This is a genomic window from Xanthobacter sp. DMC12 (genome assembly GCF_056314105.1).
On record NZ_JBQUYZ010000005.1, the window covers coordinates 196494 to 210730 of the forward strand.

General features: G+C 69.5%; 12 protein-coding genes. 11 read left to right on the forward strand and 1 reads right to left on the reverse strand.

Going from position 1 to position 14237, the window contains the following annotated elements; translation table 11 throughout:
* Positions 1-51: 51 nt before the first annotated feature.
* From ACT535_RS18775 to ACT535_RS18785, 3 genes are all read left to right on the forward strand, one after another.
* On the forward strand, positions 52-2910 hold the full coding sequence (locus ACT535_RS18775; RefSeq protein WP_476365590.1) for a VCBS domain-containing protein: 2859 nt from the start codon (positions 52-54) through the stop codon (positions 2908-2910).
* A gap of 112 nt (positions 2911-3022) precedes the next feature.
* A complete protein-coding gene (locus tag ACT535_RS18780) occupies positions 3023-4816 on the forward strand; it encodes a type I secretion system permease/ATPase (RefSeq protein ID WP_476365591.1) in 1794 nt (597 codons plus the stop codon).
* A 4-nt stretch (positions 4817-4820) separates the two neighbouring features.
* The gene (locus ACT535_RS18785) at positions 4821-6128 is read left to right on the forward strand and encodes an HlyD family type I secretion periplasmic adaptor subunit (RefSeq protein WP_476365592.1); all 1308 of its coding nucleotides are present in this window, start codon (positions 4821-4823) and stop codon (positions 6126-6128) included.
* 18 nt (positions 6129-6146) lie between these two features.
* On the opposite strand, the gene ACT535_RS18790 is transcribed toward ACT535_RS18785, so the two are convergent.
* The gene (locus ACT535_RS18790) at positions 6147-6566 is read right to left on the reverse strand and encodes a 4-oxalocrotonate tautomerase (protein ID WP_476365593.1); all 420 of its coding nucleotides are present in this window, start codon (positions 6564-6566) and stop codon (positions 6147-6149) included.
* A 127-nt stretch (positions 6567-6693) separates the two neighbouring features.
* On the opposite strand from ACT535_RS18790, the gene ACT535_RS18795 reads away from it, so the two are divergent.
* The 8 genes from ACT535_RS18795 to ACT535_RS18830 all read left to right on the forward strand — a co-directional run bounded on the left by ACT535_RS18795 (position 6694) and on the right by ACT535_RS18830 (position 14220).
* A complete protein-coding gene (locus tag ACT535_RS18795) occupies positions 6694-7296 on the forward strand; it encodes a TetR/AcrR family transcriptional regulator (RefSeq protein WP_476365594.1) in 603 nt (200 codons plus the stop codon).
* A 93-nt stretch (positions 7297-7389) separates the two neighbouring features.
* Entirely contained in the window at positions 7390-8493 is a 1104-nt protein-coding gene (locus ACT535_RS18800; protein ID WP_476365595.1) for a LacI family DNA-binding transcriptional regulator, read from the forward strand.
* 138 nt (positions 8494-8631) lie between these two features.
* Positions 8632-9552: a dioxygenase family protein gene (locus tag ACT535_RS18805; RefSeq protein WP_476330116.1), complete on the forward strand. Its 921-nt coding sequence runs from the start codon at positions 8632-8634 to the stop codon at positions 9550-9552.
* Positions 9553-9599: 47 nt separating this feature from the next.
* On the forward strand, positions 9600-10427 hold the full coding sequence (locus ACT535_RS18810) for an SDR family NAD(P)-dependent oxidoreductase (RefSeq protein WP_476365596.1): 828 nt from the start codon (positions 9600-9602) through the stop codon (positions 10425-10427).
* 11 nt (positions 10428-10438) lie between these two features.
* Positions 10439-11359, forward strand: a complete 921-nt coding sequence (locus ACT535_RS18815; RefSeq protein ID WP_476365597.1) for a beta-keto acid cleavage family enzyme — start codon at positions 10439-10441, stop codon at positions 11357-11359.
* 11 nt (positions 11360-11370) lie between these two features.
* On the forward strand, positions 11371-12411 hold the full coding sequence (locus ACT535_RS18820) for a quinone oxidoreductase family protein (protein ID WP_476365598.1): 1041 nt from the start codon (positions 11371-11373) through the stop codon (positions 12409-12411).
* 3 nt (positions 12412-12414) lie between these two features.
* Complete coding sequence (locus ACT535_RS18825) at positions 12415-12792, forward strand: cupin domain-containing protein (RefSeq protein WP_476365599.1); 378 nt, start codon at positions 12415-12417, stop codon at positions 12790-12792.
* 72 nt (positions 12793-12864) lie between these two features.
* Entirely contained in the window at positions 12865-14220 is a 1356-nt protein-coding gene (locus tag ACT535_RS18830; RefSeq protein ID WP_476365600.1) for a dicarboxylate/amino acid:cation symporter, read from the forward strand.
* Positions 14221-14237: the final 17 nt, after the last annotated feature.

Here is a 14237-nt window from a genome sequence, read left to right on the forward strand (position 1 = left end):
CGGCCACCAGGGCTACTCCTGCTTGTGTGACTGTCAGGGAAGTTGCACAAAATGGCCACGAAGACGAAGGCGCCCGCTTTTGGCGGGCTCGACCGGTCGAAGACGCTTGCCGAAAACACCGTGAACGCCGGCCCGGTGGTGCTGGATTCCAACGTCACGCTCAAGAATCCGGACGGCACAGGGTTCCAGGGCGGCAGCCTCACCGTGAAGCTGGCGAATGCGGGGGTGGATGACCATCTCTCCATCGCCGAGGTGGGCGGCATCACGCTGAAGACGGATGCCAGCACCACCTCCGTCATCTACAACGGCGCCCGGATCGGCACGGAGACCGTCTCCGGCTCCACCATCACGGTCAGCTTCGACCAGCCGGTGGGCGATGACGCCGCCACGGCCCTCGCCCGCGCCATCGCCTATTCCAACCCCAGCAACACCCCCTCCGCCGCCGCCCACGCGGTGACCTTCACCGCCGTCGACGCCGAGCACAGCTCGATCTCCGCGACCATGCAGCTGAAGGTGAAAGCGGAGAACGATGCGCCGGCGTTCTCCAACCTGGGGCCGGTTTCGTCGCACATCCTGTCGACAGCCTCCCAAGGCGTTGTCATCGACGGAGACGCGCACGTTTACAATCCGGACGGAACGGGATTCAAGGGCGGAAAGCTAACCGTACATTTAAGCGACGGAAATACGGATGATTTGATTTATCTTTCTCAAGGTGCCTTCAGCATCGTTGGAACAAAACTGTATCTCGACGGAAAAGTTGTCGGAACGGTATCGGCCGAAGGGGTCGTGGGACATGACCTTTCCTTGACCTTCAAGAGCAATGTCGCCATCTCTGACGCTCAAATGAGTGGTCTTATAGATCAGATTTCCTACAGCAATCGGTCGCTCAGCCCCGAACCCCAAACCAGGGATGTGGCGATTACCGTCACTGATACAGAAAAAAATTCGACTACGGCGCATCTTACGCTCGCATTCGAAGACCGCGCGCCGACCATTGTCTCAGCCAGCCCGACGAGCCCCATCTCGCAGATTGCCAGCGGCTCTTTTGGCTACGACATTTCGAGCGTCGGGGTTTCTCCCGACGGCACCAAAGTGGCTTTTGAGTCGACGGGAGATATGGGCGGCACACGTATCGCGCTGGCCGACCTCGTGACCGGCCAAGTCACCATCCTTGCCTCGGACCTTACTTCCAATGCGAGTATCCCCGGGGCGACAGACATCGCATTCGCGCCTGATGGGCAAAAAATTGCGTTCGTGTCGACCGCATCAAACGTCGTGACCGGCGACACGAACGGGGGAAGCGATGTCTTCATCAAAGACTTTAATACCGGCGCAGTAACACGCGTCTCGACAGGTTCAACGGGAAAGCAGATTTCCGGAAGCAGCGGAGACCCCGTCTTTTCACCCGACGGCACCAAGATGGTATTCGTTTCTGGTGTCCAAAATCTACCCGGAGACACCGATGGCAGCGGCCTTTATGTGAAAGATCTCACAACAGGCATCGTGACGCAGATATCAATCAACGAGGCGAACCCCTCGAACGCGACACGCGGCTTCAATGCCGACTTTTCACCGGACGGCACCAAACTCGTTTTCGTTGCCTGGGGCGATCAATCCGGCCCAAAGTTCGGTGGCGGAAGCCAGTGCATATATATCAAGGACCTCAACAGCGGCGACGTGACGTACGTTACCGCGGCGAGCGCCCATCAGGTGCTCCCCGTCTTCTCACCGGACGGCACCAAGATCGCGTTCGTGTCCAATGAAAGCTCCGTCGTACCGGGGGGCGAGAACTGGGGCACCCACCTCTATCTGAAGGATGTTCAGACCGGCGAAATCACCTGCGTGAGTTCACCCGGCGGGGTTCTCCCGAATGATGGTTCCGTGGGCGACAGCTTTTCATTCTCACCCGATGGCACCAAGATCGTCTTCTCGTCTTCTGAATCGACATTGCCGGGCAACACCGGGGGCGTGTCGAACATCTTCGTGGCCGACCTTCAGACGGGGACGATCACCCGGATTGCGCCCGACGCCAATGGCGCCAGCAGCGACCCCGTCTTCACCCCCGATGGCGCACACGTCATCTTCACCTCCGACGCGACCAATCTCGTCGCCAACGACACGAACAATTCCTCCGACGTCTTCATGGCGTCGATCCCCGCCACCTCCGTCACCAGCGCCACCCTCACCGAGGACGCGGCGCGCAGGACGCTGAATGCGGCCGGCACCTTCTATTTCGCCGATGCGGATGCGAAGGACACCCATGCGGTGAGCGTCGCCGCGCCGGATGGGGCGCTGGGCACGCTGTCCGCCAAGGTGGTGAGCGACATGAACGGCACCGGCGCCGTGGTGTGGTCCTATGTGGTGGACGAGACCAAGGTGGAGCCGCTGGCGGCTGGCGAGACGAAGGTGGAGACCTTCGCGCTGACGCTGGACGACCATCACGGCGGCACCGTCACCCAGAACGTCACCGTCACCCTCACCGGCACGGGCGACGGCGGCGTCGCCCCCATGGTCGCGAGCTTCGCCCTCGCGCCGGACACCGCGTCCGCCCCCTCGTCGGACACCGGCTTGTGGGCCACGGTGGCAGCCAGCCTTGCCGGGGCGGGCGAGGTGCTGCCCGGGCTGTTCGACGTGCTGGAACAGCGCATCGCGGCGCTGGAGGCCGCGCACGGGTCCACGGGAAGCGCCGGCGGCACGTCTCCTCACGCGGGCGGCGGGGATGCGGCGCTGCTCGCGACCCATCTGGAGCCCGCCGTCGTTGATCTCCTCCACACCCTGTGGAGCGAGGTTTCCAGCCACGCGACCAGCACGGCGGCCGCGCACCCGTTGACGGACGGGGCGCAGGCCATCGCCGCCCATCTGTGGGATGCGCTCCACACCCCGCACGACGGCGGCCATTCCCTCGTCTGAGGGGTGACCGCTCCGGCCGCCCCGGCGGGCGAATAGCCTTCGCCGGGCTTGCGGCCTAAAGGAAGAGGCAGGCTCCGCCCGTCAGGGGGCGGAGCGCGATCAGGGCGCCATCTTGCAACCGACCAGCCCCGCCAGCAGCGCATCCGGCCGGCACAGCGCGCGGCCCACGGCCTCCGCCGCCGAGGCGGACCTGCCGTCGCGCGCGCTCGCCTCCTGCCGCAGGGCCTTCCTCGCGGTGGCGCTGTTCTCGGCGGCGGTCAACGTGCTGATGCTCGCCGGCTCCTTCTACATGCTGCAGGTCTACGACCGGGTGCTGCCGTCGCGCAGCATCCCGACGCTGGTGGCGCTGACCCTTGCCGTCGCCATCGTCTATGCGGTGCAGGGGCTGTTCGATGCCCTGCGCCAGCGCATCCTCGGGCGCATCGGGGTGGCGCTGGACCAGTCCCTGTCGGGCGAGGTGGCCCGGGTCATCCTGCGCCAGGCCGCGCGCGGCGGCGGCGAGGGCACCATGCGGCTGGCGCGCGACCTCGATGCGGTGCGCACCTTCCTCTCCGGCGTCGGACCGATGGCCCTGTTCGACCTGCCCTGGATCCCGCTTTACGTGGGCGCGTGCTTCCTGCTGCACCCCGTGCTGGGCGTCATCCTCGTGGCCGGCGCCTCGCTGCTGGTGGGCCTCACGCTCCTCACCGAGGCCGGCACGCGGCGCCGGGTGGACGAGGCGGGGCGCGCCGGCGCCGCCCGCGGCGCCTTGCTGGAACAGGCGCGGCGCAACGGCGAGGTGGTGGCCGCCCTCGGCCTGACCAGCCGGCTCATCGCCCGCCTCGACGGGCACGGCGATGCCGCCGTGACGGCCCAGCAGCGGGCGGCGGATGTCTCCGGCGGCCTCGGCGCCATCTCCAAGGTGCTGCGCTTCATGCTCCAGTCCGGGATGCTTGGAGCGGGCGCATGGCTGGTCATCGAGGGGCAGGCCTCCTCCGGCGTCATGATCGCCTCCTCCGTCATTGCCAGCCGGGCGCTCGCGCCGGTGGAGCTGGCCATTTCCTCCTGGCGCCCGTTCCTCGCCGCGCGGCAGGCCTGGCAGCGGCTGCGGGCAGCCCTCGGCACGCCGCACCCGGCCGCGCTCGCCGTCACGCCCGACACCGCGCGCCAGCGCCTGAGGCTGGACCAGATCACCGTGGCCGCGCCCGGCGCGACCACCGCCATCCTGTCCCAGGTGAGCTTTTCCCTGGAGGCCGGGCAGGTGCTCGGCGTGGTGGGGCCGTCCGCCTCCGGCAAGTCGTCGCTGGCGCGGGTGATGGTGGGCGTTTGGCCGGCGGCACGGGGCGAGCTGCGGCTGGATGGCGCCACCCTCGACCAGTGGCCGGAGGAGGCGCGCGGCGCCATGCTCGGCTATCTGCCGCAGGACGTGGAGCTGTTCGACGGCACCGTGGCCGAGACGATCTCCCGCTTCGATCCGGCCGCCACCGAGGAGGCGGTGCGCGCCGCCGCCCGCGCGGCTGGCGCCTATGACATGATCCTGCGCCTGCCGCAGGGCTTCGCCACCCGCATCGGGGAGAGCGGCAGCATCCTCTCCGGCGGGCAGCGCCAGCGCCTCGCCCTCGCCCGCGCGCTGTATGGCGACCCGTTCCTCGTGGTGCTCGACGAGCCCAATGCCAGCCTGGATACGGAAGGCGAGGCGGCGCTGGCGGAGGCGATCCGCGGGGTGAAGGCGCGCGGCGGCATCTGCGTGGTCATCGCCCACCGGCCCGCGGCGCTCGCCACCGTGGATCTGGTGCTCGTCCTCGCCGAAGGCCGGATGCAGGCGTTCGGCCCCCGCGACGAGGTGCTGAAGAAGGCGCTGACGGCGCGCGCGCCCGGTGGCGACGACGGCGCGCCCAAGCCGCGCATCGTCGCCGAGCGGGGGTGAGGCCATGACGCGCATCGACCCGCACCGCGACATCCGGAAGGCCGGCCTTGCCGGCCTGTGTACCCTCGGCCTGCTGCTCGGCACGGCCGGCGTCTGGGCCACCACCGTGCCGCTGTCCGGTGCCGTCATCGCGCCCGGACAGGTGGTCGTCGAAAGCAGCGTCCGGCGCGTCCAGCACCCCACCGGCGGCATCGTCGCCGAAATCCGCGTCACGGACGGGGATGCGGTGAAGGCGGGCGACGTCCTGCTGCGGCTGGACGAGACCACCGCCCGCGCCAGCCTCGCCATGGTGGACAACCAGCTCAGCCAGCTGCGCGCCCGCAAGGCGCGGCTCGAGGCCGAGCGCGACGGCCGCGACACGCTCGATCCGCCGGCCGCGCTGGCCCATCCCGACGATCCGGCGGTGGCGGCCGAGATCGCCGCGGACCTCGCCGGCGAGACCGCCCTGTTCCGCTCCCGCCGCGCCGCCATGGAGGGCCAGACCTCCCAGTTGCGCGAGCGCATCGCCCAGACCCGGCAGGAAATCGACGGCCTCGAGGCGCAGATCGCCTCCAAGCAGGAGCAGAGCCGCATCATCCGGCTGGAGCTGGAAGGTGTCCGCACGCTCTATCAGGCCAATCTCGTCGCGCTCTCGCGCCTGACGGGCCTGGAGCGCGAGGCGGCGCGGCTTTCGGGCGAGGCGGGCCAGTTCACCGCCGAGGTCGCCCGCGCCCGCGGCCGCATCGCGGAGACGGAACTGCAGATCCTCCAGCTCGGCCAGGACCAGCGACGCGAAGTGGCGACCGACCTTCGGGACACCGAGGCGAAGATCGCCGATCTCGTGGAGCGGCGCATCGCCGCCCTCGACCAGCTCCAGCGGCTGGACGTGCGCGCCCCCGCCGCCGGCATCGTTCACGAGAGCACGGCGCATACGGTGGGGGGCGTGATCGCCGCCGGCGAGCAGATCATGCTGATCGTGCCGGAGCACGACGCCTTCGTGGTGGAGGCGCGCGTCGAGCCGCAGATGATCGACCGCCTCAAGGCGGGGCAGGACGTGGCCCTGCGCTTCTCCGCCTTCGACAGCGCCACCACCCCGCAGGTGGACGGCGTGGTGGTGCGCGTGTCGCCTGATCTCTCCCACGTGCCCCAGGGCGGCCAGCCCTATTATCTGGTGCGGATCGCCCTCAAGCCGGGCGAGCGGGCGAAGCTCGGCAAGGTTTTGGTGCCGGGCATGCCGGTGGAGGCCTTCATCCGCACCGGCAGCCGCACCGCCCTCGCCTATCTGGTGAAGCCGGTGGAAGACCAGCTGATGCGGGCCTTCCGGCACGATTGAGCGGGTGCGCCCGGCGCCTCAGCCGGCGCCGGAGAGCGCGGCGCCGATCTCGGCGTTGGTCATCGCCTTGCCGCCCAAGTTCCAGGTGCCATCGACGGCGTGGACGCCGTTGGACCACACCCTCTCCTTCGGCAGCCGGCCGCCGGACAGATCGTGCAGGATCTGCGTCGCCTCGCCGAAGAAGGCGGCCTGAACGGCGCGGTCCGCCAGCGCGAAGGACGGCGTCTTGGTCTCCACCCAGGCGCCCTCCACTTCCTCACCCCCGGCGAAGGTTGCGCCCTGGGGCAGAATGTTCACATGGGTCGTGACGTTGGGCGTCATGAGGCCGTGGCCCGAAAGGCCGTGGTGGCGAAGGAAGGACGCGGTGATGAGGGCGACCGCCTCCTTCACCCTGGTCTGCGGCAGGACGCCTTCGGTGAGCGTCAGCGTGATCGGCATGGCTAGCTCCGGGGCGGACAGTCCGCCTCAATCACGATCGTGATATAACGATCGTTATTTGAAGCGTACATAACGATCGTTATATCGTCAAGATGACGTATACAGGCGGCGTGCGGGAGGGGATGGAATGGACAGCGCGGACCGCAAGCAGACAACCCGGCAGCGGATCGTCGAGGCGGCCAGCCGGGGCTTCCGCAGCCGCGGCTTTGCGGGGGTCGGCGTGGATGCCATCGCCCGGGACGCGGGCGTCACGTCGGGCGCCTTCTATGCCCATCTCGGATCGAAGGACCAGGCGTTCGTCATCGCACTGGAACTGGGCCTCGACGAAGTCATCGCCAACCTGCCCAAATTCCAGGAGGCGCACGGTGCCACCTGGGTCGCGGCCTTCGCCGATTACTATCTCGGCCGCCCCCATCGCGCCGACCTCGCCTGCGGCTGTGCGATGACCACCCTCTCGCCGGAAGTGGTGCGTTTCGGTGCCCCGGTCCACGCGCTGTACGAAAAGAAGATGGCGACCATCGCGGATCGCTTCGCCGACGGCCTCGACGGCGACAGCCTCGACGAGCGCCGGTCGCGCGCCTGGGCCGCGCTTTCGCTCCTGATCGGCGCCCTCACCCTCTGCCGGGGCATGAAGAGCCGCGCCGCCGCCGATGCCGTCGCGGCGAGCGCCAAGGCGGCGACCATCGTCGCGGCCGGCCCCTGCCGAGGGGCCGCAAGCGTAGACGCGTGATCTTGCCGCGGCGGCGCGCGCCGCGTGCGCGCGGCGGGGAAGCTTGTATCCTGTGAGCCGCCAGAGCGAATCGCCGGATCACGTATCAAGGTCATGCCCAGGAAAGACAGCAAGCCACCTGCCGCCGCCCGGGGCGCGACGCTCCAGTCCGTCGCGGACGCCGTGGGCGTGCATCGCTCCACCGTCGCGCGGGCGCTCGATCCGGAGCAGAGCCGGCGCATCTCGGCGGATGTGGTGGAGAAGGTGCAGGCGGAGGCGCGGCGGCAGGGCTATCGGCCGGATGCCATCGCCTCCTCCCTGCGCACCGGCCGCTCCCGCCTCATTGGCGTGGTGGTGCCGGACCTCGCCAATCCCGTCTTCGCGCCCATCCTCGGCGGCATCGGCGCGACGCTCGCCGCGCGCGGCTATTCCATGATGGTCGCCGACAGCGGCGAGGACGAGACCGGGCAGGCGGACATCGTGGAAAAGCTCATTGCCCGGCGGGTGGATGGGCTCGTGCTCGCCACCGCCAAGCGGGACGACGCCACCGTCTCGCTCTGCCTGAAGGCCGGCGTGCCGACCGTGCTGGTCAATCGCGGCGAGGATGGCCTGCGCGCCTCCACGGTGGTCAGCGACGACACCGGGGGCATCGCGGTCGCGGTCGCGCATCTCGCCGGGCTCGGCCATCGCCGCATCGGGCATCTGGCGGGGCCGGAGCGGCTCTCCACCGGCGTGCTGCGCCGGCGCGGCTTCGAGAGCGCCATGGCGGCGGCGGGCCTACCCGCGGATGCGGTCGCCACCGCCTCGGCCTACAATCGCGAGGCGGGGCGCATCGCCGCCGCCGAATTGCTGGACCGCTGGCCGGACATCACCGCCATCGCCGCCAGCAACGACCTCATCGCGCTCGGCGCCTATCAGGAGGCCGGGCGGCGCGGACTAAGGATTCCCGAAGACATCTCCATCGTCGGCCACAACGACATGCCGCTGGTGGACATGGTGGCCCCGCCGCTCACCACAGTGCGTATCGGGCACGAGGCCATGGGCGCGCGCGCCGCCGCCATCCTGCTCGACCAGATCGCGCAGCCGGAGACGCCGCCCACCCTCGCCTTGGTTCCCGCCAGCCTCGTCGCGCGCGCCTCCACCACCGTGCCCCGCGCCGGGGCCGAGGACGCGAAGGCCAAGGCGCCGCGCAAGCCCCGCTCCCCCCGCCCCGCCTGATCCCGATCCAACGACGCGCACCGCCCGCCGCGATTCGCCGCTTGACTTGTGCAATCGTTCGCGCATTATCGTGCAATCGATCGCACAACAAGCGCACGCCCAACGCGCGGAGGAACGCCAATGGTTGCCGGACTGGACATGCTGGAGGCGCAGCTGAAGCCGCGCTCCCACATCATCGAGGATGCGTCCACGCTCACCGACGTCGTGCTCGACGCCATGTCCAAGGCCCCCGACCTGCGCCTCAGGCAGGTCATGGCTTCCTTCGTGCGCCACATGCACGATTTCGCCCGGGAGGTGCGCCTCACCGAGGCCGAGTTCGAACTCGGCCTCGACTTTCTCAACCGCATCGGACAGGCCACCAACGACTGCCACAACGAAGCGGTGCTGTTCTCCGACATCATCGGCTTCTCGACGCTGGTGTGCCTGCTGAACAACGGCCAGAACGGCGCCACCGAGACGGCGGCGGCTTTGCTCGGCCCGTTCTGGCGGATGCACTCGCCGCAGACGGACAACGGCGGCTCCATCCTGCGCTCGCCGACGCCCGGCCCGGCCCTGTTCGCCCATTGCCGCGTCACCGATCCGGACGGCCGTCCGCTCGCCGGCGTGGAAGTGGACGTGTGGCAGGCCTCCCCCGTGGGCCTCTACGAGAACCAGGACCCCGACCAGGCCGACATGAATTTGCGCGGCAAATTCCGCACGGATGACGAAGGGCGCTTCTGGTTCCGCTCGGTGAAGCCGGCGGGCTATCCCGTGCCCACCCACGGCCCGTCGGGCGATGTGCTCAGGGCGCAGAAGCGCCACCCCTTCCGCCCGGCGCACCTGCATTTCCTCGCCTACCGGCCGGGCTACAAGACGCTCATCACGCAGGTCTTCGTCGATGACGACGGCCATCTCGACAGCGACGTGGTGTTCGGCGTCACCCGCGCGCTGGTGGGCGACTTCGCCGAAGGCCGCGGCGCGCCCCCCGCCGCCGATGCCGGCGCGCCGTGGTACCGGCTCGACTACGAATTCGTCATGGAGCCGGGCGAAGCCAAGCTGCCGGTGCCGCCGATCCGCTGAGGCGGCGGCACCTCATCCCCTTTTCGCGAACCTTGAAGGAGACGCCGGTGAGAACCGACGCAGTGTCGCCGCGCGACCATTCCCCCGCTCCCCCCGCCGCCGCTGTCGGCCGGAGCGCCACCTATCCCCGCTCGCTGGAGGGCAAGGTTGCCCTCGTGGTGGGCGGTGCGGGCGCCATCGGCGCCGAGACCAGCCGCATGCTGAAGGCGGCGGGCGCGAAGGTGGTCATCAGCCATCTCGCCGCCGAGAAGGACACGGCCGCTGCCGCCGCCCTCATCGCCGAGCTGGGCGAAGGCCATGCGGCCTTCGTCGCCGACGTGGTGGATACCCCCTCCCTCGTCGCCCTGCGGGTTGCCATCGCGGCGCGCTATGGCCGGCTCGACATTCTGGTGAATGCCGCCGGCTTCACCAAGCCGGTGCCCCACGCCGATCTCGATGCCCTCACCGACGAGCTGATCGACCGGATGCTGCAGGTGAATTGGCGCGGCCAGTTCGCCACCATCCGCACCTTCGCGCCGCTGCTGAAGGCCTCCGGTGACGGGCTGGTGGTGAACATCTCCTCCATCGCCGCCTTCACCGCCGTGGGCTCCTCCATCGCCTATTGCGCGGCGAAGGCCGGCATCGACGTGATGACCAAGGCCCTCGGCCGGGCGCTGGCGCCGGAGGTGCGGGTGCTCGCCGTCTCGCCCGGCGTGGTGGATACCGAGTTCGTGTCCGGACGCGGCGCCGACTTCAACGACAAGGTCAGCGCCTCCACCCCGCTCAAGCGCATCGGCAATGCGCAGGACATCGCCGCCGCCATCACCGCCTGCGCCACCCTGCTCGGCTTTTCGACCGGACACACCATCCAGGTCGATGGCGGCCGCGCGCTCTAAGGACAGCCATCATGCGCGCGCCCCTGCCCCGGGTGTTCATCACCTGCGCCATCACCGGAAACCTCACGCGGCCGGACCAGACGCCCCATCTGCCGATCACGCCGGCCCAGATCGCCACCTCCGCGCTGGAGGCCGCCGAGGCCGGCGCAGCGGTGGTCCACATCCATGTGCGCGATCCCGCCACCGGCGCGCCCTCCATGGAGCTGGCGCTCTATGAGGAGACCATCCGCCTCATCCGCGCGCAGAATTCCGAGGTGATCCTCAACATCACCACCGGGCCGGGCGGGCGCTTCGTGCCGTCCCCCGACAATCCGAAGGTCGCCGCGCCGGGCACCACCTTGCTGCCGCCGGAAGAGCGCGTCGCCCATATCGCGGCGCTGAGGCCGGACATCTGCACCCTCGACCTCAACACCATGTATTCGGGCAGCGCGGTGGTCATCAACACGCCGGCCAATGTACGACGGATGGCCAAGGTGATCGCGGACGCCGGTGTGAAGCCGGAGATCGAGCTGTTCGATTCCGGCGACATCGCCCTGCTGCACGATCTGCTGGCCGACGGCACGCTCACGGGTCCGGTGCTCGCCTCCTTCGTCATGGGCGTGCGATACGGCTTCCAGCCCTCGCCGGAAACCGTGCTCTACGCCCGCAACCTTCTACCGGCGGGCACCGCCTTCACCGCCATCGGCATCGGCCGCGCGGCGTTCCCCATGGTGGCCATGTCCTATCTCTCCGGTGGCCATGTACGGGTGGGGCTGGAGGACAGCGTCTATCTCGATCGCGGCGTGCTCGCCCCCTCCAACGCCGCTTTGGTGACCAAGGCGCGCGGCATCGTGGAGGCCCTGGGCGGCAGCATCGCCACCCCCTCCGAGGCCCGCGCTTTGCTCGGCCTCGCCCCCGCCCGCCCGGAGCGCGCTCCGGCCGCCGCCGAATGACGGATCATCCCATGACCTTGCCTGCCATGACCCTCCTTGCCGAACGTCCGCAGATCGCCCCCATCGTCCGCCGGGGCCTGAGGCTGAATGCGAAGGCCGACAGCTACGCCGCCATCGACCTCGTGCTGGAGGAGGCGCCCCTGCGCGCGCTCCGCCCCGACGAAGCGGTGGTGAAGATCGCCGCCGCCGCGGTGAACCCCTCCGACGCCAAGGCGGCGACCGGGCTCATGCCCTACGCCGTCTTCCCCCGCACCCCCGGCCGCGACTATGCCGGCACGGTGGTGGCCGGTCCCGAGACGCTGCTGGGACGCAACGTGTTCGGCTCCTCCGGCGATCTCGGCATCCGGCAGGATGGCGCGCAGGCGAGCCACATGATCGTCGAGGCCGACGCCGTGGTGGAGGTGCCCGCTGGCGTCTCCCTGCGCGAGGCGGCGGGCATCGGCGTGCCCTTCGTAACTGCCTGGGAGGGCCTTCGCCGCGCCGGCCTGCCGCAGCCGGGCGAGACGGTGCTGGTGCTCGGCCTCAACGGCAAGGTCGGGCAGGCGGTGGCGCAGATCGCCGCCTGGCGCGGCGCCCGCGTGATCGGCGTGGTGCGGCGGGACGAGCCCTTCATCGGCGATGCCCTCGTGCCGCCCCTCGTGCTCAACGCCAGCGTGGAGGACGTGCCCGCCCGCGTGCGCGCCCTCACCGAGGGCAAGGGCGCCGACATCGTGTTCAACACGGTGGGCGACCCCTTCTACGACATCGGCCAGAAGGCGATGGCGGTGGGCGGGCGCGCGGTGTTCATCGCCGCCATCGAACGCTTCGTCACCTTCGATATCCTCGCCTTCTACAAGGGCCGCCACACCTATGTGGGCATCGACACCATCGCCCTGAATTCGGTGGAGACCGGTCGCATCCTCGCGGCGCTGGCGCCGGGCTTCGCGGCGGGGGCGCTGAAGCCCTTCCCCATCCACGACCGTGCGCTCTTCCCCCTCACCGAGGCCCGCGCCGCCTATGCGGCGGTGATGGGCTCCACGCAGGACCGCATCCTGCTGTTGCCGGAGGCCTGACCCATGCACGTCGTGCGCATCGACGCCGCGCCCGCCTATGAGGCCCCCGGCCACCATCTGATGGAGATGCGGCGCCTGCAGGGGCGGGAGGCCGGGCCGGCGGACACCGTGTGGCTCGGCCTCTCCACCCTCGCGCCGGGCGGCGGCACCACCCTCGACGCCTCGAACGTCGAGAAAATCTACCTGGTGCTGGAGGGCGAACTCCTCCTCTCCAACGGGCTGGAGGAGGTGCGCCTCGGCGCCCTCGATTCCTGCCGCATCGCCCCCGGCGAGGGCCGCCAGCTGCGCAACGACGGCACCGCGCCCGCCGTGGTGCTGCTGGTGATGCCGCTCGCCCCCGCCCCCGCGTCTTTGGCCCCGGCCGCCGCCGGAGCGCCCTGAACTCCAACCGCCCCAACGCAAGACCAACACGAGGGCGGCGCAGCCCCGCACGCCCCACCGGAGGAAGCCCCCATGGCCCACACAGCCCACGCCGTCCGCCGACGCAAACCCTGGTATCAGGTGCTCTACATCCAGGTGCTCATCGGCATCGCCCTCGCCATCGTCGTCGGCTATCTGTGGCCGGCGGTGGCGGTGGACATGAAGCCGCTCGGCGATGTCTTCATCAAGCTCATCAAGATGATCGTCGCCCTCGTCATCTTCTGCACGGTGGTCACCGGCATCGCCGGCATGAGCGACCTGAAGAAGGTGGGCCGCGTGGGCGGCAAGGCGCTGCTTTACTTCGAGGTGATGTCCACCATCGCCCTCGCCATCGGCGTCATCGTCGCCAACGTGGTGCGCCCCGGCGCCGGCTTCAACGCCAATCCCGCCACCCTCGACAGCGCGGCGGTGAAGGCCTACGCCGGCAAGGCGGCGGACCAGTCCATCTCGGACTTCCTCATCAACATCGTGCCCAACACCGTGGTGGATGCCTTCGCCCGCGGCGACATCCTGCCGGTGGTGCTCATCTCGGTGCTGTTCGGCTACGTGCTCTCGCATCTCGGCGATCGCGGCAAGCCGGTGCGCGACACCATCGAGGCCGGCGCGCACCTGGTGTTCGGGGCGCTGAACGTCATCATGCGCCTCGCCCCCATCGGCGCGTTCGGCGCCATGGCCTTCACCATCGGCAAATACGGCGTCGCCTCGCTCGGCCCGCTGATGATGCTGATCGGCACCTTCTACCTCACCGGCGCCATCTTCATCGTGGGCGTGCTCGGCGCGGTGTGCTGGTGGGCGGGCTTCAGCGTGCTGAAGTTCCTCGCCTACATCAAGGAGGAGATCCTCATCGTGCTCGGCACCTCCTCCTCGGATTCGGCGCTGCCGAGCCTGATGGAGAAGCTGGAGCGCGCCGGCGTGCCCAAGCCCGTGGTCGGCCTCGTGGTGCCCACCGGCTACGTGTTCAACACGGACGGCACGTCCATCTACATGACGCTCGCCGCCCTGTTCGTGGCGCAGGCCACCAACACCGACCTCTCCTTCACCCAGCAGATGGCCATCTTCGCGGTGGCGATGCTCACCTCCAAGGGCGCATCGGGGGTGACGGGCGCGTCCTTCATCGCCCTCGTGGGCACGCTCTCGGTGGTGCCGACCATCCCGGTGGCCGGCATGGCGCTGATCCTCGGCATCGACCGCTTCATGAGCGAGGCGCGGGCGGTCATCAACATGATCGGCAATGGCGTCGCCGCGGTGGTGGTGGCGCGCTGGGAAGGCGAGCTGGACCACGCCCGCTTCACCGCCGCTCTGGCCGGCGAGCCGAGCCCGCCCGTCGCTATGCCCGAGCCCGCCGAGGCGCTGGCCGTCCCCGTGCTCCGGAACGAGCAGCAGGCCTGACGACCCGCCGCAACGAA